The sequence below is a fragment of the Thiocapsa marina 5811 genome (genome assembly GCF_000223985.1).
Classification (GTDB): domain Bacteria; phylum Pseudomonadota; class Gammaproteobacteria; order Chromatiales; family Chromatiaceae; genus Thiocapsa; species Thiocapsa marina.
The window spans coordinates 21,455-43,612 of record NZ_AFWV01000011.1; the positions used below are offsets into that span (position 1 = coordinate 21,455).

Below are 22,158 nucleotides of genomic sequence, written 5' to 3' on the forward strand. Positions count from 1 at the left end.
GACGACAATGTCCCGAAACCTCGTGGATCCCGCACTAGGTCGCATCATGTCCGCGCAACCCCAACTGCTGGCCTTGCTGTTGTTGACCACCGACACCGTCGCCGCGGAGCGCTTGGTGGAGCGCCTGCGTGCAGCCGGTCTCGCGGCCAGGGCGCTCGTGACCGCGCGTGCCGATCGATTGAACGATCTGCTCGCTCGTCGGGCCTTCGACATGATCTTGTGGTGGCGCCACGACAACGACCAAGACCTAGCGGAGGCAATCCGGCGTCGCGGCGAGCATGCAGCCGAGAGACCGCTCATCATGATCGCGACGGACACGCCCGGTCCGGATCAGGTGCTCGAGGCACAACAATTCGGCGCACGTGGCCTGCTCGCCCTCGCCGACGAGGAGCAGCTGATCTGGACCATCAGGCGCGAAGCCGACGACCTTCGACAGCGTCGCCGATACCGTGATCTGCTGGCCCGGCTCAAGCAGTGCGAACGACGCTCCCGTGAGCTGGTGGACCATACCGGCGCCGCGATCGCGTTCGTACAGCAGGGTCTGCATCTTCACGCCAACAGCGCCTATCTCACGCTTCTCGGCTATCCGAACCTCGACGAGATCGAGTCGATCGCATTCCTGGATCTTGTCGAACCGGACCAGCGCGACAAAGTCCGCGATCTGCTGCACAGCGCAGAGCGCACGGATCATGCAGAGCCGGTCGAGATCACCACGCGTCTGCACTCGAGCCGGGGCAAAGCGTTGGCTGTCGACCTATCCGCGGCGCACGCCATACTCGACGAGGAGCCCTGTCTGCGGTTGATCCTGGATCCCGTGCGCCACCCCGAGACCCCGGCGAAGGGCGGCGAAATGGTCTCCGACATCGCCGCCGCCCGGAGTGCCTTCTTCGACGAAATCGAGACGCGACTCGGCACCGATCGTTCGGTGCCGCTCCCCTTTGCGGTCTTTTTCGTCCGCTTGCGACGCCATTCCGAGCTCTTGCGCGATCTGGGATTGACCCATGGGTTGGACGTCGTCGACGGATTCGGGCCTGTCTTGGCCTCGGTTGCCGCCCGGGCCCACGCACTCACCCGGATCAGCGACGACGGCTTCGCCATGATCGTCGACGGTTTGGACGAGAAAGAGGCCGAGGCGCTTGCCGAGCACATCCGCGAGCACGCACGCCTGCCGCAACGCCCTGCGAGCAATGCCCGCATCGCGCCTGACTGCGATATCGGCTACTACCTCGTGAAGGGGCGTGCTGCGGCCGCACAAGACATTCTCAACGCCGCGCATCGACTTTGCGTCTACAGTGCGGGATCGCCCGGGGATTGTGCCGGCGGGATGCAGACCCCCACGTCGTTGGCTGCGCGAACCAAGCAAACCGCGATGGACGGCGACACCGAGGTCGCGGACAAGATCGCAACCGCGCTCGGCAACCAGCAGTTCAAGCTCGTCTACCAGCCCATCATCAGCCTGATGGGCGACAACCAGGAGAACTACAGCGTCTTGGTGCGCCTCCTCGACGGGAACGGCGAGCTCCTGGAGGCCAAGGATTTCATCGGGGCCGCGATCCGGCGCGGTCTGATCGAGGAGCTCGACAAATGGGCGATCCGCGACGCGGTTCGCGTGCTCGCCGAGCAGCGCCGTGCCGGCCACAACCTTCGATTCTTCATCAATCTAGCCGAAGATACCTTCCGAAACCCGAGCATCATCCTGCATATCTGCGACTGTCTGCGCGAGCTCGACGTGCGCGGCAACTGGCTTGCCTTCCAGTTTCAGGAGGAGCTGGTTGCGGAGAATCTGGCCAGTCTCGGCAAGCTGGTCGATGCCTTGAAGCAGATCAAGTGTCGGGTCGCGATCAATCGTTTCGGCGCGACCAATCGCTCCGAGATGATCCTTCAGGCGCTTCCGGTCGATTTCGTCGTTCTGATGCCGGATTTTGCCCGCGCGCTCGCCGAGGATCCGGCGAAGCAGCAACGGCTCATGGCCATCTCCAATCTCGCGCGCGAGTTCAACGTCAAGAGTGTCGTGACGGGGGTAGAAGACGCGCGCGCGCTCACCGTGCTCTGGACGGCCGGGGTCGATTATGTGCAGGGCAATTTCCTGCAGCGTCCCTCGCCGACCCTGGACATTCAGCCCTAAACTGCGCCCGGTAAAATGTGCGATGTTCGTGAGCTTGGAAAAGCCTCGGAGCAATCAACAACCTTTGGAGTCGGCGCAGTTTAGGAGTCACACTCCAGGTTAGCGACGCCGTGCGGAACATGGCCGGTTGCCACGTGACGGCTCGCCGCGTCGCAATGCACACGTTGATCGTCGAAAAAGATGTCCGCGTCGAACGCTGCGAGAAACCGGCCCTTCTCGAGCCCGCCCAGAAAAAGCGCCTCGTCGATGCGGATGCCCCAAGCGCGCAGGGTACGGATCACGCGCTCGTGCGAGGGTGCGCCGCGCGAGGTCACGAGCGCGGTTCGCAGCGGCGACGCCTCGGGCGGAAAGAGCGCTTGAAGTTGATGGATCGCCACCAGCAAGCCCTTGAACGGTCCGCCGGGTAGAGGCTCATGCGCAGAGGCCAGCTCGGCCGCGTTGAAGACCTCGAGCCCTTCGCTGCGGAAGAGTCTCTCGGCGTCGTCGGAGAACAGCACCGCATCGCCGTCGAACGCGATGCGCACCTGCTCGTCTTTCTCCGGGCCCGCCGGAAATGCCGCCGGCAGGACCGTCGCCGCGGCACACCCGGCATTCAAGGCCGAGCGAACATCTCTCGGATCGGCGGACAGGAAGAGATGGGCGCCGAAGGCGGACAGGTATCGATAGGGGCTCGCTCCGCCCGTAAAGGCCGCGCGGGCGATATCCAGGCCGTGGTGATGTGCGGAGGTCAGGACGCGTAAGCCGGTATCGGAGCTGTTGCGTGAAATCAAGATGACCTCGACGCGTCCTCGATCACCCAGGGCAAGATTGAGGCTCATGAGCTTCTTGGCGAGCGCGAAGGCCACGCCGGGTTCGAGGATGTCGTTCTCGTGCGCGACCTGATAGTCGCGATAGGCGTCGACGCCTTGCGACTCGAAGACCTGGTGAGACTCGCTGAGGTCGAAGAGTGCGCGCGAGGAGATCGCGACGATCAGTCGCACGGATTCGCGGTGGCTCGGATTCACGGTCGACTCCGCCCCGAAACCCTTCTAAGCATCCTTGCAGGGCACCCGACCGATTACCAAGGCATGAACCAATTCATGAACTGCAACGGTCGACCGATGCTTTGATTCATCCCCGCCATATCGTTGCGCATGGACGAGGTCGACATCGTCATCGCCTGCATCGAACGGTCCATCGTCTGGATGCTCGTCAACATGGGCTCGAGCGCATTCACGTCCCTCGCCATCGAATCCACGCTGACGGCCATGGTGCGGACGTTGGCGCTCATTTGCCCCATGTTGTCCGAGATCGACTGCATGTTGCTTGCCAGTACCGTCATATTGGTGTCGACACTGATGGCCAGATAGTGGACATCTTTGGCAAGACTGAAGACCAAATAGAACCCGTAAGCCGCGAGGATGATGAATGCGAATAGGCTGGGATAGACAATCAGCTCCCAGCGCTTTGCACTGGTTTCGAAGGCCTGGGAGAGGCGATCGATGGCGAAAGCGTGGAGTTGCGTCTCCGTGACACCTGCTGCGCGCGCATCGGCCTCGTCTTGGTCTTGCGGTATCCGGCTGTCCGAGGAAGCATCGTCCCTCGGGATTTCGTTCTGCGCCATGATTCGGGCCGATTCTGGATCAGTGATGGAAAAGTCGACGGGGTCGGCGAATGACCGCCCGGTTTCTCAAGAGCTTAACAGAATTGCAGCACGCGACAAGGCGGAGCGCCCCTAGCGGTCGATTCGAGATCGCAACGTGTCCGCCGGACAGCCGAAAAGCAGGGAAGGCACGCGCGAGCGACCTTCCCCGGAAGATCAGCTGACCAGGTGCGGATAGAGCGTTGCGGCCAACCCGAGAAACTCGCGCGCCGCCTTGCCGCGAGACTCCAGCTCGAACACCGCCAATCCCTCGCTGAACGAGCGCCGAAAGACGGTGCGTTGCGAGAGCCTAGGCTTGATGAAGCGGATACCGGGAAGCGACACCAACGCCGCGGCAGCCTCGTTGGTCTCGCGTACGGCATGGTGTGTATCGCCCCGATTGATGAACCCGATGATATCGGGAGGCGCCTCACGCTCGACCGAGGCAATCAACTGAATAAAGCGTTGGGTCGACCAGATATCCGCCTGCGACGGCGGGACCGGCACCACGACACGGTCGCATAGGGAGAGCGCCCTGCGCAGGCTTTCCATGTCCGAGGTCCCGACATCGATCAGGGTTTCGTCGGCCCCTTTCAGCTGCTCGGGCGTCAGGGCACGCTTGTCCGACGCCTGCAGGACCGGATCGAATCCCTCCTCCTTGCGCACGTCGATGACGTCGGTGAGGGTCGCCTGAGGGTCGGCATCGATCAGCTGGATCTTTACGCCGGCCATCGAGAGCCAAACCCCCAGATTGAAGGTCAGGGTACTCTTGCCCGAACCGCCTTTAAGACTTCCGACGATCGTGATCATGACGTCCTTCCGCGTCCGCGTTCATCCCCCGATACCCTTTCCGAGCGATTATTGTCCGGGCTGGGATCCGGGCTGAGACGTCTCCATCCGCGTGTACCCCGCAGGGACCGCGAACAGATGATCCGGTTGGGGACCGATCCGAATCGATTTCAGCTCGCGCACGCCGCCGCCCGGGAACTCCTCGCGCACCGACAGCTTCAACTCCGGATCGTACCATTGGAGGACCCGAGTCGGCGGCCGATCGGGTGCAGTCGTGGTCATCTCCCATTTCTCGACCTCGCGCCCGTCGATGGTCTCGGTACCGACCATCAGAAGCTCCATCTTCTCGCCGTTGGACATCTCGTGCTTCAACGGAATCGCCCGCTCGGCGTCGATCCAGAGGGTCCCGTTCATGGTCTGGCCCTCGTGGGTCATGACCATCTCCCACTTGATCGCTTTGCGTCCTCCGACATCTTCCTCGCCGACACGTCGACAGGTCAGGCCCGGCATTCCTGCGCAAGGATCCGTCTCGGCGGTCGCCGGCGGCACGGGCGCACCGCCCTCGCCAGCAGCCCCTCCTTGCTCCAGATAGGTCTGGCGATCGGGGAACAGGACCCACATCATCCCTCGCGTCTGGTCGACGATCTGAACCACCTCTTGGCCCTGCTGAGTCATCTCTTTGCGCATGCGACCGTCGCCGACGAACATCTTGACGGTTTCGGCCTGTCCATCCGGGCCTTGACTGATCATGTCCGCGGAGAACTGGACACCCGCGATCTCCGCATGCGCCGCACCCGCCAGGGCGGATGCGAGCGCGATACCCAACAAAGCCTGCGTTTGCGTTCTCATCTTGCCTTATCCTCCCGTCGATCGGTGATCGGTCTTGACGACATCCCGCCCCTCGCCCGGGGCGATTGCGGCTCCACGCGGCAGAACACCCTCTGCAAGGTCCTGAACGACCTGCGCTTCCGCCATTCGACTCGACCCCGGACCCTCGCAGCTGTGGGTTCGCGCGATCCGGCCCCGCATCGGGGCTAGGGTCGCGGCTCGAAGCCGAAGGTACGCGGGGGCGGCGTCAGCGCATCCATCAATCCCGCCGGAGGTGACGTACGCCCTGCGCGGTTGCTCCGAGCGGGCTCCAGCGGGCGCCAGCCCAGCGTCTGCGAGCGCTGTTCCGCTTCCCGCTCGGTCAGCGGCCGAAATCTGTATTCCTGTGTTCCGTCGGACCCGCTCCACCGATCCGAGGAAGGCTGCGGGTCGCCGCGAAATCGGTACTCGGGGTACGGGTTTGCCGATCCGGAAAATCCGTTCCCATCTGCCCGGCCGTAGGTCGCGTCCGGCCAACCTCCGAGCGCGCCCCGATCGTCCGTCGCCATACCGCTGCCGGGGTCGCCCCTCCGAGGCGAAACCGAATAGCGATCGGGCTCTTCCCCGTAAGGGAGGTCGCGAGAATACCCCGTCGGCTCTCGGCCGTATTCCATCCAACGCCCGTCGCGCCAACGCCCGTCGCGATCGATAAAGCCACCCTGCCCCGGAGGAGCCATGTCGTAGTCACCGTAACCCGTCCCTGACCGGTTTCCCTGCGTGTCGAGGCGCACATCGTCGGCACGGTAGGCGTCCGGATATCGCGGGTCTCGATCCTGCGCGACCGGCGGCATCTTGTATCCACGCAGATAAAGCGACTCGTTGTCCCATGCGGGCTGTCGAGCTTGTTCCCATGGCTCGGCCGCGAGGACCGCCTGATGCGCCGTCGCGTAGACCAAAAAGAGCAGGAGCCTGCCGCAGAGCGGGACCTCCGTCATGTATCGCTCTCGTCGTCGATCTTCAATCGAATGCCGCGCCGCGGCGCCTTCTTTTGAACGCCTTGGCTCGATTTCTCCGCTGCCGCCGACGTCTTGGCGGACGTCTTGCGCGTCGTGGGCTTGGCGTCCGACGCCGTCGCTGCGCGTTTCTTCTTGGCAACGGTTCGAGCAGGCTCCGACGCTGCGCTGTCGCCCTTGGCGGATGGTGCATCCTCCTCGGGGCTCTCCGCCGGGGGTCCCGTCTCGGCCGGCGCGCTCGTCTCGACGGGCCGCTTCACCGGTGAACGCGCCGTCCGGGCCGGTTTGGGCTTCAGCGCGGTCTTCGCAGCATCGAAGAGCAGTATGAAGATCCCGCGAATCGCATAGAGGGCCAAAATGAAGAACTCGACGACCTTGCCGGAAAACCGGCTGACACCGCCTCCGGAGCTCTTGCGCGGGGCTTTGACGGGCGCGGCATCCGTTGCACAGGGTAGGCTGGTTCCGGGCGGCGCCGTCGCAAGGGCCACCCGACACATATCGTCGCCCGCGGCGACGCAGCCGAGCGGGATGACGATCAGGGTCAGAACGGTCGAGACCAACACGCCTGACAGCAACGAGATCGCCATACCCTGGAAGATCGGGTCGGTGATGATGACGCTCGAGCCCGCAACCAACGCCAAGGCCGTGATCACGATCGGGCGTGTGCGGATCTTGCAGGAGCGGATCATCGCCTCGGCAACCGGCACACCCTTCTGGATCTCGTGGATCGCGAAATCCACGAGCAGGATCGAGTTTCGCACGATGATGCCGGCCAGCGCGATCCAGCCGATCATCGAGGTCGCGGTGAACTCCCCGCCGAGACCGAGGCTGAACATGAGTGCATGCGCCGGGATGATCCCGAGCAGAGTCAAGGGGATCGGCGCCATGATCACGAGCGGGATGCGGAAGTTGCCGAACTCCCAAACCACCAAGATATAGATCAGGATCAGCGCAACGCCGAATGCGGCACCCATGTCGCGGAAGGTCTCGTAGGTCACCGTCCACTCGCCCGCCCAGGTCCAGGCCAGGCGGCTGCTGTCGGGCGGGGCGTCCAGCCAGAAGATGGCGTCTTCCATCTCCTCGGCACCTTGCGGCTTGGTGCCGTCCGGTGCGGTGTAGTCCTGCTGATTGAGTATGCGCTCGACCTGGAACATCGCGTACACGGGTGCTGCCAGCCGCCCGCCGACATCCGCCACCACGTACTCCACCGGACGCAGATCCTTGTGGTAGATGATGTCCTCTTCGGGCGTCAACTGGAACTCGCCGAGCTCGCGCAGCGGCACCGTATATCCCTGATTCGACTGAATGGGGAGATCGCCGAGGCGATCGACCTGGGAGCGCTCCGCCAGGGGCACCTGCAGGACGATCTGCACGGGCTCGTGGCCCATCTGACGCCCCGCCTGCGGCTTGATGTCGCCGATCGGCGAGCCGCCGAGGGCCATCGCGAGATTACGGTTGATGGTGTCGACCGAGATCCCTCGACGCACCGCCTTTTCCGTATCGACATTGAAACGCCAGTAATCGAAGGCCCCGCGAAGATAATTGTCGACATCGCGCGTGCTCTCGGCCTGCGCGAAGATCCCGGTGAGCTCTCGGGCAAACTGACGCCGCAGCTCCGGAGAAGGCCCGTAAACCTCCGCGACGACCGATTGAAGTACGGGCGGACCCGGCGGCATTTCGACCACGGCGAGCGTCGCACCGGTTCCCTCGACGAGCTTGCCGAGCAACTCGCGCGCCTCGACGGCAATCTCGTGACTGCTTCGATCCCGGTCGTGCTTGTCGGTCAACTGGACCTGAAGCTCACCCTGCCAGGGATCCGAGCGCAGATAGTAGTGACGCACCATCCCGTTGAAATCGAACGGTCGAGCGGTCCCGGCATAGAGCTGAATGGCCGTCACCTCGGGCATACTGCGCAGCTTCTCGGCCATGCGATGCGCGAGGTTCGCGGTCACCGGCAGCGCCGTGCCCTCGGGCATGTCGAGCACCACGGAGAATTCGGGCTTGTTGTCCAGCGGCAGCATCTTGACCGCCACCAGATTGAAGTAGAAGAACGACAGTGTGACGAGGAAGGTGCCCCAGAGCGCCAGCTTGAAGACCGTGCGCTTGCCGCGGTTCTCGATCAGGGGTGTCAGGATCCGCCGATACAGTTTTTCGAGGCCCTCGGCCTCCTTGTGCTCGCGCTTCTCGGCGGCCTCGAGATATTTCATCGAGGGACGCAGCCACTTGGAGATCGCCAGATAGGGCGTGAAGACGAACGCGGCGAACAGCGAGATAAACATCGCCACCGAGCCCAACACCGGGATCGGCGCCATGTAAGGCCCCATCATGCCGCTGACGAAGCCCATCGGCAGCAAGGCCGCGATGACGGTAAAGGTGGCGAGGATCGTCGGATTGCCGACCTCGCGCACGGCGTCGATCGCCGTATCTTCGTCGGTACGTCCCTCTTCGAGCCAGCGACGATAGATGTTCTCGACGACCACGATGGCGTCGTCGACCAGGATGCCGATCGAGAAGATCAACGCGAACAGACTCACCCGGTCGATCGTGTAGTTCGTGACCCAGGCCACGAAGACCGTCATGAAGAGGACCACCGGGATGACCAGCATGACGACGATCGCAGGACGCACCGCGCGGAACGCCAGCAGGACCAGGATGACCACGAACATGGTCGCCTTGATCAACTTGCCGATGAGCTCCGAGACCTTTTGGTCGGCGGATTGTCCGTAGTTGCGCGTGATACTGACCTCGACGTTGGCCGGGATTCGAGAGCCCTTGAGCTCCTCGACGCGTTCGATGATGGCGTTTGCCACCGTCACGCCGTTGGTCAGCTCCTTCTTGGCGACCGCGATGGTCACCGCCGGTCGGCCATCCCCTGCGTCCTCGATCTCGGATGCCGGCCCCGTATAGAAGGCGACCAGCTCCGAGGCATCCTCGGGACCCTGGCTCACGCGGGCCACGTCGTGGATATAGATCGGGAGGTTGTTGAAGGTACCGACCACCAAGCGGTTAATATCCTCGACGCCGGTCAAGAAGGCGCCGGTGGTGACCGAAAAGCGTGCACCTCTCGCCTCGAGGCCGCCTGCAACCTGCTCGGCGTTGGCGCTGACGAGGGTTTGTGCGACCTGATCGAGACTGATCTGATATCCGGAAAGCCGCTCGGGTAGGACGTCGACGGTGACCACCTCGCGACGCCCGCCGACGATGAAGGCGTTGCCGGTATCCTGAACCTGCTTCACGGCCTGCAGCACGTCCTGTGCGAGCAGGCGCAGCTGGCCGTCGTCGACATCCGGAATCCCGTTGCTGTCGAGATCTCGGGACCAGAGCGTCAAGGTCACGATCGGGACATCGTCGATTCCCTTGGTCTTCACCAGCGGCGGCATGACGCCGGGCGGGATCTTGTCCATGTTCGAGGCGACCTTGTCGTTCACCTTCAGCAAGGACGGCCCCATCTCCTCGCCGACCACGAATTCGACGGTCACGATGCCTTGGCCACGTTGGGACGCGGAATACACATGCTTGACGCCGGGGATCTCGCTCATCATCCGTTCGAGCGGCTGCATCGCCATATTGGCGACCTGCTGGGCCGAGGCGCCCGGGTACTGCACCATGATGTCGATCATGGGCACCGAGATCTGGGGGTCTTCCTGGCGCGGCGTCATGACGAGGCCGAGTAGGCCCATCATCAGCATGGCGACGTAGAACAGCGGTGAAAGCGGAGAGCGGATGAAGAATCGGGCTGTACGCCCGGCAATTCCGAGATTGCCCTCGTCGTAAGCAGGTTCCTTGCGATCCTGCGGGGGAGATGTGACGTCTTGGCTCATGTCGAATCCAGATTAACCGGGCCTGCGCCGCATCGCTGCGACATGGGTTGCGCAGGCGATCGCGTGACCGATCGCCGGGGCTGAAGGGAAGGCGTGTCAGCGATCGGCGGGGGTCCCGCTCGCCCAACCGGCCGTGACCCGAGGGCCGGGATTTGTCAGGACGCTCTCGCCGGCACGCAGCCCGCTCAGCACGGTCACCATCCCGCCGGAGAGCTCCTCGCCGACCCGGATCAGACGCAGCTGCGGCTCTCCTCGCTCGTTCACGACATAGACGCCCGGCAGGCTCCCGTTGTAGCGCACCGCGCTGCTCGGGATCACCGGGTTGGCCCGCGCGGGTGCACTGAGGTCGGGGACCAGGACCTTGGCGTACATCCCTGGCTCGGAAACGCCTTGCGGGAGATCGAACTTGATCTTGACGGTGTGGCGCTGCGGGTCCGCCATCGGGAAGATCTGCGCCACGCGGACCGGAACGCGCCGATTGTCCGGATCAAGCTCCGCCTGCACCATCATCCCCTCGCGCAGGCCGGGACGCAGCCGGGCCGGCACGTCGACTTCGACCTGGAGGTATTCCACGTCGGCATAATTGAGCATGGGCTGCCCGGGCTGGACCGTGTCCCCGACCTCGATGAGCTTGCGCACGATCACGCCGTCGAAGGGTGCGATGCTGCGGGCGTCGCGGATTTTGGCATCGAGTGCCTGCAGCTCTGCTTGGAGGCGAAGCATGGCGTTCTGCGCCTCCTGGATCTGTATCCCGGAGGCGAAGAGGTCGGCCGAGCGCTCGGCGGTGCGGTCGCGCTCCCCGACGAAGCTCTCGACGGGTTGCGTGAACATCTGATCGAAGAGATTCGGCAACCCCATCCCGCCCATCGCCGAGCGCGACTGCGGAGAATAGATCTCTCTCGAGTATTGGACGCCGGCATTGCGCAGCTGGGCATCGGCGCTCGCCATCTGCGCGAGCAGAGCGCGCCGATTCGCGAGCAGCTCCTCGTCGCCGATCGCCACCAGGAGATCCTTCTCCTTGAAGGTATCGCCTTCGCGACCGGCGATGAAGGTCACCCGCCCCGGGAGCTGGGCGGCGAGTGTCACCTCTTTGTAGGGGACGACGCTCCCGCCGAGCGACACCGTCGGGGCACCTTGCGACTGTTGAACAACGAAGACCTCGCCCGAAGGGGCCTGCTGCATCTGGGCCTGAGCCAGGCCGGACGACACAGCCGCTGCAACGGCGAGCGTGCACGCAAAACGAGCGGTTCGAAACTGTATTGACATCGGATCGCACACCAAACGCTGGGTTTTTTGTCGCACGTCCGATTGACGCAAGGGCGGTCGGACCTGCCGTGGACACCGGACAGCCTCGTGGGTCCGGCGCTCATCCGTTGCGGATCCGCGGCATCCGAGCCCGGGCGCTTTGGGCCTGCTCAGTGCCGCGTTGTCTTTTCGTTCTCCGGACGGCGCAGTGGCGCAGTATGCCTTCGACAACGCTCGACATTCAAGCCGACGAAAGCAGGTTCGGCGCGACTACCGCGACAACGCCGCATGAATGACCGAAAAGAGCGCATGCGATCGGCGCTCGAGCGCCAAGTGCGATTCGATTAACCCTATCCGGCAACCGGCTATCCATCTCGCCGGACTTCAGTGTAACATCGTGCGCCATTGCGGCCGGGGCCGCGCCGACCCGACCGCAGCAACCGACGCGGCCTGCCGACGATCGGATCGCGCATCTCCGAGGCCGTTGAACCGATTGCTTCGCCCCCTCGCCTCGAGCGCGATTGGACTCGACGCGAAGCATCCTGACCCACACCCAGGAGCCGACCCTATGCCGTCCACCGCCGAGGCCGTTCAACAGCGCATGCAGGAGCTGGAGTCTCATCTCGAGCAAGAGAACCCGGTCCTGCTCAGTGCCGTGCAGAGCTTCCGGGCGATCGACCGCGTGGCCTACGGGACGGGCCTGCTCGAAACCAATCAATCATTCGCGACCCAGATCCCCTGGTGGCCGCTGATCTCGATCCTGGGCACCTTCTCGGCGGGCAAGTCGACCTTCATCAACTATTTCCTCGGGCAGAAACTGCAACGCACCGGTAACCAGGCCGTCGACGATCGCTTCACCGTCATCGTCTACAGTCCCGAGACCGTCAGTCATTCGCTTCCGGGTGTGTCGCTCGACTCGGATCCGCGCTTTCCCTTCTATCAGATGTCCCACGACATCGAGCAGGTCGCCGGCGGCGAAGGCAAACGCATCGACGCCTATCTGCAGCTCAAGACCTGCTGCAGCGAACGTCTGCGCGGCAAGATCCTGATCGACTCCCCCGGCTTCGACGCCGACGCGCAGCGCACGGCGATTCTGCGCATCAGCGACCACATGATCGGTCTGTCGGATCTGGTGCTGGTGTTCTTCGACGCGCGTCACCCCGAGCCCGGCGCGATGCGCGACACGCTCAGACACTTGGTGAAGGACACCATCCACCGGGCCGATTCGGGCAAATTCCTTTACATCCTCAATCAACTCGACACCGCCGCGAACGAGGACAATCCCGAAGACGTGGTCGCCGCCTGGCTACGCGCGATCGGCGAGGCGGGCCTGACCGCCGGCCGCTTCTACACCATCTACAATCCGGACGCCGCCAACACCATCCAGGACGAGCACAAGCGCAAGCGCTTCGAGAAGAAACGCGACGAAGACCTCGGCGAGATCTTCTTACGCATGGAGCGCGTGGAGATCGAGCGCGCCTATCGCATCATCGCGGCCTTGCGCGAGACCGCCAACGCCTTCGGTCACGAGGCGGTTCCCCTTTTGCAGAGCGCCGTGCGGCGCTGGCGCGCCCGCACCCTGGCCGTCGACTCGGCGCTCGTCGCGCTTGTCGGTGCGTTGTTTCTGTATTGGAGTATCGGCGCAGGTCATTGGGTCGGGCTGTCCTATGAACCCGCCTGGCTGGACGTGCTGACGAGCCAGGTCCCGTGGGGCCGCGATGCCTTGATCGGGGTGTTGATTGCGCTTGCCGTCGGCACCCATTTCACCGTTCGCAAGCTGGCCGCGATGAGCGTCGAGCCCTGGCTGAGAAAGCAGGTCGCACGCAAGAACCCGCCGGGAAACCTGATGTCTGCCTTCAGGAAGAACACCCGTTTCTATCGCCCGGTCATCATCGGCCGACCGATCGGCTGGAGCGGCAAGGCCCGGGCGCAGATCAACGAGGTTCTTCAGAATTGCGAGAATTTCGTGCAGACGCTCAACGAGCGCTACACCAACCCCAAAGGTTTGAAAGAGTCGCCGCATAAGCCGCACACGGTGCACCTGCCGGAAGGACCCGCGAGTGTCGCCGGCAAAAAGGAGCGCTCTGCGGCTTGAACGAACCGCGAATACAGGTCACACGATGAGCATCCGAACACCCGAGCACGCGTCGCGACCCGCCATCGAGGTCCCGCCCCACCCGCAATGGCCGGCCCTGAGCGCCCCCGAGAAGAGCGCGCTCAGGGACCGGATCAAGGCGCTGCTCAGGGCGCAGGATGCGGTCTTGGTCGCACACTACTACACGGATGCCGATCTCCAGAGCCTTGCGGAAGAGACCGGCGGTTGTGTCGCCGATTCGTTGGAGATGGCAAGGTTCGGGTCCGCCAGCAGTGCACGGACGCTGGTGGTCTGCGGCGTTCGCTTCATGGGCGAGACGGCGAAGATCCTCAATCCCGAGAAGCGGATCCTGATGCCGGATCTTCGCGCCACCTGCTCGCTCGACGAAGGCTGCCCGGCCGACACCTTCGCCGCCTTCTGCGATGACCATCCCGATCACACCGTCGTGGTCTACGCCAACACCAGTGCCGCGGTGAAGGCACGCTCCGATTGGGTCGTCACCTCCAGCATCGCCCTGCCCGTCGTCGCCCATCTTGCCGAGCAGGGCCGCAAGATTCTCTGGGCGCCCGACAAGCATCTGGGCCACTATGTCCAACGCATGACCGGGGCGGACATGCTGCTCTGGGACGGCGCCTGCGTGGTCCACGAAGAGTTCAAATCGTTTGCGCTGGAACGTGTACGCAAGCTGCACCCCGAGGCGGCCGTGCTCGTCCATCCCGAATCTCCGGACGAGGTCGTCGATCAGGCCGACGTGGTCGGCTCGACCACCCAGCTCATCAAGGCCGTGGTCGACATGCCGAACCGGGAGTTCATCGTCGCGACCGACGCCGGCATCTTCTGGAAGATGCACCAGCTCGCGCCCGAGAAGACATTGATCCCGGCGCCGACGGCCGGCGAAGGCGCGACCTGTGAAAGCTGCGCGCACTGTCCGTGGATGGCGATGAATGCATTGCGGAATTTGGAGCAGGTCCTGCTCAACGGCGACCAAGAGATCCTGATCGATCCAGCCCTCGGCGAGCGCGCGCTGGTGCCGATTCGCCGGATGCTCGAGTTCGCGCGCGAGCGCGGGATCGGCGCGCGACGCGACGCGGACTAAACCGCGTTCGCAGCGAGATGCCCCTCTTCGAGTGACCTCGACGTTCGGTGCATCCACAACCCTTAGCGGGAACGCGGTTTAAAGTGATCTATTTCTTGGCATCTTCAACCGCGCCGACCCCAACCGTCGTCAAGCCGGCCGTTGCCGATCCCATCCAAGACATCGCATACCGCGCCGGGCGCGGTTGAAGACCCGATCGATCCGGTTGACCCGGTCCGACGCCGTCCGGCCTTCTCGACCCGATAATTGATGACCGAACGCTTGCCCACCTTGGCAAGCATGGTTCGGATGCCTTACCATCGATTGCGAATCGTCAAAGAATAAACACCCGTCCGGCGCCCACAACAACAAGAGCCGCGACGGCCAACGACGTCCCCCCAAGTCGTCGCCGCAAAGAGGATGTCTATGTCTGAGGCCCGCACATCCAAACGCAGGACATCGTTTGTCGTCTTGGCATTGGTGTTTGTGGCGGGTATCGGGTTTGCCGGCGCCATGACCGGCGGTCTCGCCTATTCCAACCGCATGGAGCTCTGCGTCTCCTGTCACAGCCTCCAAGTCCCCTACGCCGAATATCGGGAGTCCGTCCATTTCAAGAACGCCTCCGGTGTCCAGGCGACCTGTGCGGATTGTCATGTGCCGCGCGAGTTCTTCCCGAAGCTCCACGCGAAGTTGATGGCCGCCAAGGACGTGTACCATGAGATTCTCGGGACGATCGACACCCCGGAGAAATTCGAGACGCACCGATGGACGATGGCGAATCGTGTCTGGGATCGTATGAAGGCCAACGATTCGCGCACCTGCCGTTCCTGCCACGAATTTTCAAATATGGATCTGTCGGCCCAGGGTCGCTCCGCCCGCAGCAGGCACGGTGCGGCCGAAGATCGCGGTCAGACCTGTATCGATTGCCATAAGGGGATCGCACACGAGCTCCCTGATGAACCGCCCGAGGAATCGGCAACAGCCGAGGAGAGCGCATCCATTGATCCGGACGCCGCCTGAGCGCATCACAGCGAACCCGTCGAGGTCCGTCATGAGTCAGACTCCCCGTGCAGCGCGACATCCGCGCTGGATCGCACTGCTGGTGCTCACGGGCGCGATGCTGCTCGCTCCGGTTCTTGCGTGCGCCGCGACGAGCGATGATTCGAGCCCCGATCTCGGCAAGGAGCTGCGGCTCGCCGCGATGATCGGCGACACCGAGGCCGTCTCGGACCTGCTCGATCGGGGTGTTCCGGTGGATGCGGCCAACGAGTTCGGCAAAACGGCCCTGATGATTGCCGTGGAATCCGACGATCTCGAAACGGTTGCCCTGCTCTTGAGCCGCGGGGCCAACGTGAATGCCCGCACCGTTGCGAGCTGCACCCCGCTTACCTTTGCCGCCGAGCACGGCAATATCGGGATCACCGCGATCCTGATCGAGCGCGGGGCCAACGTACACGATCGCACCCGCAGCGGCTGGGATCCGTTGATGATCGCATCGCGTTACGGGATTTCGGACATGGCCGAGCAACTGCTCTTTCGGGGCGCGGATCCCAAGGCCTCGGACCGGGACGGGCGCACCGCGCTGATGTTGGCCGCCGCGCACGGACAGATCGAGGTTGTCGACCTCTTGATCGACGCGGGTGCGGAGCTCGAATCCAGAGACAAGGAAGGCGAGACTGCATTGTTGATCGCCGCCGACGCGGGGTATTGGCATGTCGTGCAGGCGTTGCTGGATGCGGGTGCCGAGGTCAATGCACGCGACGGTCTCGGGGCAACGCCGCTGATCCTGGCCGTCAGCCAAGGGCATCCGGATGCCGCAAAGCTTCTGCTGGAGCGCGGCGCCAATCCGAATCTTCAGGATGAGGACGGCACGACCGCGTTGATGGAGGCCGTCGTCACGGACCACGGGGGGTTGATTCGACTTCTGTTGGACTATCGCGCCAACCCCGCCTTGGTCGACCGCGACGGGCGCACCGCCGCAGACCTGGCGGAGCAACGCGGAAACCAAGAAGCCGCCGCGCTCCTTGCGCAGCGGCCGGGCTCCTGAGCTCGGCGTCCGAGCGACGACGCCGAGCACACCACCAATGCACGCAGGGGTGCAACGAGGACGCCCCTTCTGCATCGCGGCACGCATTGCCGCATGTGACCGAAACGACCTTTAAAGACCACTCGGAGGAAGCATGGCCACGATTTCACCAAGATTGGCCCTCGTTGCCGGCGCGCTCGCGCTCGGCTTATCGTCGGGCGCCAACGCCGATGCCACCGCATCGATGCTTGCCAATACCTGTGCCGGCTGTCACGGCACCCTGGGGCAAAGTGCCGGACCGGCATCGCCCATCATCGCCGGGATCAACCAGATCGTTTTCGTCGATATGATGGAGGGCTACAAGAGCGGGGACATCTACTCCACGATCATGGGTCGAATCGCCAAGGGCTACACGGAGGAGGAGATCGAGAAGATGGCGGCGTTCTTCAACTCCCAGGAGTTCCAGCCCGCCCAGCAGGACTACGACAAGGCGTTGGTGGATCAAGGCGCGAAGCTGCACGACAAGTACTGCGAGAATTGCCATGCCGAGGGCGGCATTCCCTTGCGGGACCCGGACACCGGCGAAGACGCCGAGGATTTCTACCTCCTCGCCGGCCAGTGGACACCCTATCTCGAATTCACCATGTCGGACTTCCGGGAGGATCGTCGCGAGATTCCCAAGAAGATGAGAAGCAAGCTGGACGACCTTCTCGAGAAGGATGGAGACGCGGGTCTCGCCGCCGTGTTTGCTTTTTATGCGAGCCAGCAGTAACGCCACCGGAGGAAACAACAAGATGAAGATCAATAGACGTGATTTCGTAAAGGTTGCCGGTGCCGCGACGGCTGTCGGACTGGTCGGTGCGCCACACCTGGCATTCGGCGCGACGCAGAAGGTCGTGATCGTCGGCGGCGGAACCGGCGGGGCGACTGCGGCCAAATACATCAAGATGGCGGATTCGAGCATCGACGTCACGGTCATCGAGCCCAACAAGGAATACATCACCTGCTATCTGAGCAACGAGGTGCTCGGCGGCGATCGCGCCTTCGATACACTCAAGGTCAGCTACGACGGGCTCAAGGCGCTCGGTGTCAACGTGGTGCACGACACCGCCAGCGGTATCGACGCCGAGAAGAAGGTCGTCAAGACCGCAGGCGGGACCGAGTTCGGCTACGACCGATGCATCGTCGCGCCCGGTGTTCAGATCCTCTATGACAAGGTGGAGGGCTACAGCGAAGAGGCCGCGCAAAAGGCGCCGCACGCGTGGAAGGCCGGCGAGCAGACCCTGATCCTGCGTAAACAGCTCGAAGACATGGCCGACGGCGGCGTCGTGGTCATCTCCGCGCCGGCCAACCCCTTCCGCTGCCCGCCCGGGCCTTACGAGCGCGCCAGCCAGATCGCCCACTACTTCAAGGCCAACAAGCCCAAGTCGAAGGTGATCATCCTCGACTCCAAGCAGGCGTTCTCCAAGCAGGCACTCTTCACCCAAGCGTGGGAGCGTCTCTACGGTTTCGGGACCGACGACTCCCTGATCGAGTGGCGTCCGGGCCCGGACGCCGCAGTCAGCCTGGTGAAGGTCGACGAGATGATGGTGGAGACCGGTTTCGGAGACGAGATCAAGGCCGACGTCATCAACATCATCCCGCCGCAACGGGCCGGCGAGATCGCGCAGACCGCAGGGCTTGCCGACGACAGCGGCTGGTGCCCGGTGGAAGCCATCTCGTTCGAGTCCAAACTTCAAAAAGGCATTCATGTGATCGGCGATGCCTGTATCGCCGGCGCGATGCCGAAATCCGGCTATGCCGCCAACAGCCAAGCGAAGGTCGCCGCGGCTGCCGTGGTTGCCATGCTCAAGGGCGAAGAGCCGGGGACGCCGTCCTACGTCAACACCTGCTACTCGATCGTCGGCACGGACTACGGCATCTCGGTCGCCGGTGTCTATCGGATGTCCGCAGACGGCAGCACGATCGACAGTGTCGAGGGCTCCGGCGGCGTCACACCGATCGATGCCCCCGATTGGGCGCATGCGCGCGAGGTTCAGTACGCCTACAGCTGGTACAAGAACATCGTGAAGGACTCCTTCGGCTGAAGATGTCCGAAACGAACGACGAATCGAGCCCCGTTTTGGGTTGATCACGTCGCGATGGTGTTAGAAGGGGCCGAAAGGCCCCTTTTTCGCTTGTCTTCTCCTGAACCGCAGAAACTCCAGCGCCGCCTAGTTCACTCAACGCCGAAACCAGGCAACAACAGCGCCTGTACGTACGAGGGAAGCGGTTCAGCCCTGCTGCATCAAAATCCGCAGATCGAGCACCGCCGCATTGGCGCGCGAGATATAAGACGCCATCACCAGGGAGTGATTGGCCACGAAGCCATAGCCGTGCCCGTTGAGCACGATCGGACTGACCATCGGCTTGCTCGCGCCCTCGAGATCGCGAATGATCTGTTGCATAGACATATCCGCATTCTTGGAGGCGAGGATATCGGCAAAATCGATGGAGATAGCCCTCATCATGTGCAACAAGGCCCAGGTATAGCCACGCGCTTCGTAGAAGGTGTTGTCGACCAGGTGCCAAGGCGTCGCCGAATCGCCGGAGCCAACCTGCGTCGCCTCGGGCTCGACATTGCTTCCATCGACGTTTTGCACCAGGGCAGCGGTCAGCTCGTGATCGCCCACGCTCGCACTCAAGCGCAGCGCAAGGCTGCCGAGCCGCTTCTCGACGATCGAGAGATAGGCCGCGAGATTGTCGGCACGGGCGTAGAAGCGCACGCTTCGGTCTTGCCCCGTGGCAAGATCGCGCATGAACAGACGCAAGGAATCGACGGCTTGGCGATACTCCTCTTCGGCCGACGGGAGGAGCCAGGACGAGGCATCGATCGCGAGCTTCACGTCGGCCTGCTTCGCATGTTCACTCTCGATGGACTGGGTCTGGGAGCGGCTGAAATCGTTGCGAAGCGCACGGACGGAATCACGAAGCTCCTTGAGCGCCCCGTATTCCCATTTCGGCATGTTGTCCAGATACAGCCCCGGCGGGGTGAGATCGTTGTAGAGGAATCCACCGGGCTTCTCCAAGAGCGTCTCCCCCACGCCGATCGCCGCGGCGACGACGGCCGTCCCGGGCACCGCCTTGCCTCCGTAGGTCTCGATCTCTTGGCTCTGGAGCGTCGCGACATCGAATTTCGCAGGCTGACGAGACCAGACGACGCCAAGCGCAAGCACCACGAGGGCATAGAGAGTGATTCCGATCGCCAGGATCCGCAGCGCGGAGAATCGCGACCCCTTCCGGGCGTGTGATCGCGCATCCGACACACGCGACTGATCCGCTTTCCCCGAGTCGTGGCCGGAATTGCGCGGCGGATCCATGCGTTCATCGGGGCCCAGCGGCACCATTGCCGGTTTCTCGTTCATATCCTCGTTCCTCTAGGTTGCTTTGAATTCAGCGGTTTGCCGCACGCGCGCCGAGCGGGCAGGTGATACCGTCGGCCGCGAAGGCGGCTGACGTCGGCGTGCTCGGACGCTCGCCCCGGCTCGCACCGGGACGGGTGAATCGGATCGTCTCGGGCGCGGTCGTGCCGCCCGAGACGACAAAGGTCATGGCCTCGTCGACCGACCAATCCTGCGGGATGATGCGATCGACGGGGACGATCTCGAGGTAACCGCCGGTCGGGTTCGGTGCGGTCGGAACATAGACCGCCGCCAACTCGATGCCTGTGTCCCGGTCGATCATGGTGTGCGTGTGAAAGCCCACGGCCTTCATCTCGCTGTGGGGGAATTCGATCAAGACGACCCTCTGCGGCTTATCCATCCCGTCGCTGCGAAATGCCTCGACGAGCCTCTTCGTCGCGCCGTAGATCGTCGTCACGAACGGGATGCGCTTGAGCCAGCCCTCGAGACCGGACAGGATCCTGCGCCCGACAAGGTGTGTGACGGCCCATCCGAGCAGATACAACATCAACAGGGTAAGCGTGATCGCGAGCGCCGAGGACAGCCACGGCACGTCCAGGATCCAGCGGGAGATCTCCGGCGACAGCGGTCGCACGGCGTTGGCGAGGATGATGACCTTGGGTCGCCCGATCCCCGAGAGCAGATCCAGGAAGAAAATGAAGACGAAGGAGGTCACCATGAGGGGGATCACGGTCAGAACCCCGGTGAGCAGATTTCGCCGAATATGTGTCATCGATGTCCTGTGGTCGCTGCCGAGCGGTTGCGGTCAATCCGAGGGCCGGAACGCTTCGGAGATCCGGTTGCAGCGATCGCGCGGACTCCGGCGAGGTTCCTTGACCAATTGCCAGGCCGCGCCGACGTCGACGGCCGTTAAGTCTGCCGGGCCCGATCCTTATCCAAGAACAGCGCGTACCGAGCTGCTCGCGGCCTCACAAACTCTTAGATAGAATGGCTTTCGCCGTTATCAATTCGTCTTTTGGATCGTTTCACTTCGCCTTATCCTTCCCTGCGCGATTTTCCAATCGAGCCCCATTGGAGTGACGCCGTCGACGCCCCAAATCAAGCTTTCGGCCGAGAAGGCGCGCCTCTTCATGTGCACGATTCCGGTGGAACATCGTCGACGCTCGCCGGTATCAAGCGCGTCTCGCCGGGATCGAGGATATCTGCGAGGCCGAGCGAACAACGACAACAACGCATATCGGCCTGGACGCGGTTCAGCGCCGGGCACCCGCAACGAAACAACACGACTCGACGCTCGAACCATGCACCTTCAGACCGTCTTCGCACACCCTCGAGCAGTGCTGATCAGAACGGCCGGCTTCGCGCTCGTCTGGCTCGTCTTGGTCGGGCCGGATCCCGCATCATGGATCGTCGGCGGACCTTTCGTGATCGCAGCGACGCTGGCAAGCTTGAGGCTCTCGGAGCCGCGGAAACGGAATTTGTCGCTGCCGAGCCTGGCCCGATTCATCCCTTATTTCTTGCGCGAATCGCTCCGAGGCGGTCTTGATGTCGCTGCCCGTGTGCTGCTCCCGAGGCTGCGCGTTCAACCCGGAAATCAAGACTACCGGATCAACCTGACAAGCTCGGAGGCGCGTTTGGTTTTCATCGACAGCATCAGTCTCCTGCCCGGGACTCTAAGCGCAGATCTGCGCGGAGATCACGTGACCGTACACGCCCTCGATGTCCGTACGGAGGTCGTCGGCGACCTGATGACGCTCGAACGCCACGTCGCCGCAATCTTCGGGGAATCTCCCGCACCCCGTCCGGACCAGACGACGGCGCACCGATCGCCGGCGCGCCCGCTCGAACAACCGGCGCGCCCCGAGGATCACTCGTGAGCACACTCCTCTTGGGCGTAGCACTCGTGCTGATGGCCGGCATTGCGGCGGGGCTGATCCGGGTCGCCGTCGGCCCGACCCCTTCGGACCGAATGATGGCTGCGCAGCTGATGGGGACATCGGGGATCGGCGTCGTTCTGCTCCTTGCCCCGGTTCTCGCCGTCCCGGCACTGATCGATGTCGCGCTCATCTTCTCGCTGCTCGCCGCCGTCGCCGTCGCGGCCTTCACGCGACGGCGACGCGCGGATAACGGAGACTGATTC

General features: G+C 63.5%; 18 protein-coding genes. 9 read left to right on the forward strand and 9 right to left on the reverse strand.

Annotation, left to right across the window (positions count from 1 at the left end; all coding sequences use genetic code 11):
- Positions 1-46 precede the first annotated feature (46 nt).
- On the forward strand, positions 47-2,125 hold the full coding sequence (locus tag THIMADRAFT_RS16150) for an EAL domain-containing protein (protein ID WP_007194146.1): 2,079 nt from the start codon (positions 47-49) through the stop codon (positions 2,123-2,125).
- 80 nt (positions 2,126-2,205) lie between these two features.
- Here THIMADRAFT_RS16150 and THIMADRAFT_RS16155 read toward each other — a convergent pair whose 3' ends face one another.
- The 7 genes from THIMADRAFT_RS16155 to THIMADRAFT_RS16185 all read right to left on the reverse strand — a co-directional run bounded on the left by THIMADRAFT_RS16155 (position 2,206) and on the right by THIMADRAFT_RS16185 (position 11,358).
- Complete coding sequence (locus THIMADRAFT_RS16155) at positions 2,206-3,129, reverse strand: 5'-nucleotidase (protein ID WP_007194147.1); 924 nt, start codon at positions 3,127-3,129, stop codon at positions 2,206-2,208.
- A gap of 53 nt (positions 3,130-3,182) precedes the next feature.
- Complete coding sequence (locus THIMADRAFT_RS16160) at positions 3,183-3,728, reverse strand: hypothetical protein (protein ID WP_007194148.1); 546 nt, start codon at positions 3,726-3,728, stop codon at positions 3,183-3,185.
- A 195-nt stretch (positions 3,729-3,923) separates the two neighbouring features.
- Complete coding sequence (locus tag THIMADRAFT_RS16165; protein WP_007194149.1) at positions 3,924-4,556, reverse strand: nucleotide-binding protein; 633 nt, start codon at positions 4,554-4,556, stop codon at positions 3,924-3,926.
- A 48-nt stretch (positions 4,557-4,604) separates the two neighbouring features.
- Positions 4,605-5,384: a hypothetical protein gene (locus THIMADRAFT_RS16170; protein WP_007194150.1), complete on the reverse strand. Its 780-nt coding sequence runs from the start codon at positions 5,382-5,384 to the stop codon at positions 4,605-4,607.
- Between the two features lie 185 nt (positions 5,385-5,569).
- Complete coding sequence (locus THIMADRAFT_RS16175; RefSeq protein WP_007194151.1) at positions 5,570-6,337, reverse strand: hypothetical protein; 768 nt, start codon at positions 6,335-6,337, stop codon at positions 5,570-5,572.
- Positions 6,334-10,176, reverse strand: coding sequence for an efflux RND transporter permease subunit (locus THIMADRAFT_RS16180; RefSeq protein WP_007194152.1), 3,843 nt, complete (start codon positions 10,174-10,176; stop codon positions 6,334-6,336). The genes THIMADRAFT_RS16175 and THIMADRAFT_RS16180 overlap by 4 nt, the downstream gene beginning before the upstream one ends.
- Before the next feature lie 96 nt (positions 10,177-10,272).
- Positions 10,273-11,358 (reverse strand): efflux RND transporter periplasmic adaptor subunit, encoded by a 1,086-nt coding sequence (locus tag THIMADRAFT_RS16185; protein ID WP_007194153.1) that lies wholly within the window; start codon positions 11,356-11,358, stop codon positions 10,273-10,275.
- Positions 11,359-11,989: 631 nt separating this feature from the next.
- Between THIMADRAFT_RS16185 and THIMADRAFT_RS16190 the strand changes: the two genes are divergently transcribed.
- The 6 genes from THIMADRAFT_RS16190 (at position 11,990) to THIMADRAFT_RS16215 (ending at position 18,704) form a co-directional block, all read left to right on the forward strand.
- The gene (locus THIMADRAFT_RS16190; protein WP_007194154.1) at positions 11,990-13,516 is read left to right on the forward strand and encodes a dynamin family protein; all 1,527 of its coding nucleotides are present in this window, start codon (positions 11,990-11,992) and stop codon (positions 13,514-13,516) included.
- 25 nt (positions 13,517-13,541) lie between these two features.
- Entirely contained in the window at positions 13,542-14,612 is a 1,071-nt protein-coding gene (nadA, locus tag THIMADRAFT_RS16195) for a quinolinate synthase NadA (protein ID WP_007194155.1), read from the forward strand.
- Between the two features lie 405 nt (positions 14,613-15,017).
- The gene (locus THIMADRAFT_RS16200; RefSeq protein WP_007194157.1) at positions 15,018-15,611 is read left to right on the forward strand and encodes a NapC/NirT family cytochrome c; all 594 of its coding nucleotides are present in this window, start codon (positions 15,018-15,020) and stop codon (positions 15,609-15,611) included.
- 31 nt (positions 15,612-15,642) lie between these two features.
- The gene (locus THIMADRAFT_RS16205; protein ID WP_007194158.1) at positions 15,643-16,638 is read left to right on the forward strand and encodes an ankyrin repeat domain-containing protein; all 996 of its coding nucleotides are present in this window, start codon (positions 15,643-15,645) and stop codon (positions 16,636-16,638) included.
- A 133-nt stretch (positions 16,639-16,771) separates the two neighbouring features.
- Complete coding sequence (locus THIMADRAFT_RS16210; protein ID WP_007194159.1) at positions 16,772-17,389, forward strand: c-type cytochrome; 618 nt, start codon at positions 16,772-16,774, stop codon at positions 17,387-17,389.
- Between the two features lie 22 nt (positions 17,390-17,411).
- Positions 17,412-18,704 carry an FCSD flavin-binding domain-containing protein gene (locus THIMADRAFT_RS16215; RefSeq protein WP_007194160.1) on the forward strand — a complete coding sequence of 431 codons (1,293 nt, stop codon included), beginning with the start codon at positions 17,412-17,414 and terminating at the stop codon, positions 18,702-18,704.
- 186 nt (positions 18,705-18,890) lie between these two features.
- Here the strand turns inward: THIMADRAFT_RS16215 and THIMADRAFT_RS16220 are convergent, their stop codons facing one another.
- A complete protein-coding gene (locus THIMADRAFT_RS16220; RefSeq protein ID WP_007194161.1) occupies positions 18,891-20,021 on the reverse strand; it encodes a DUF2333 family protein in 1,131 nt (376 codons plus the stop codon).
- Positions 20,022-20,049: 28 nt separating this feature from the next.
- Positions 20,050-20,790, reverse strand: a complete 741-nt coding sequence (locus THIMADRAFT_RS16225; RefSeq protein ID WP_007194162.1) for a DUF502 domain-containing protein — start codon at positions 20,788-20,790, stop codon at positions 20,050-20,052.
- A gap of 529 nt (positions 20,791-21,319) precedes the next feature.
- On the opposite strand from THIMADRAFT_RS16225, the gene THIMADRAFT_RS16230 reads away from it, so the two are divergent.
- Both THIMADRAFT_RS16230 and THIMADRAFT_RS16235 read left to right on the forward strand, forming a co-directional pair.
- Positions 21,320-21,895, forward strand: coding sequence for a Na+/H+ antiporter subunit E (locus THIMADRAFT_RS16230; RefSeq protein WP_007194163.1), 576 nt, complete (start codon positions 21,320-21,322; stop codon positions 21,893-21,895).
- A complete protein-coding gene (locus THIMADRAFT_RS16235; protein ID WP_007194164.1) occupies positions 21,892-22,155 on the forward strand; it encodes a monovalent cation/H+ antiporter complex subunit F in 264 nt (87 codons plus the stop codon). The genes THIMADRAFT_RS16230 and THIMADRAFT_RS16235 overlap by 4 nt, the downstream gene beginning before the upstream one ends.
- Positions 22,156-22,158 lie beyond the last annotated feature (3 nt).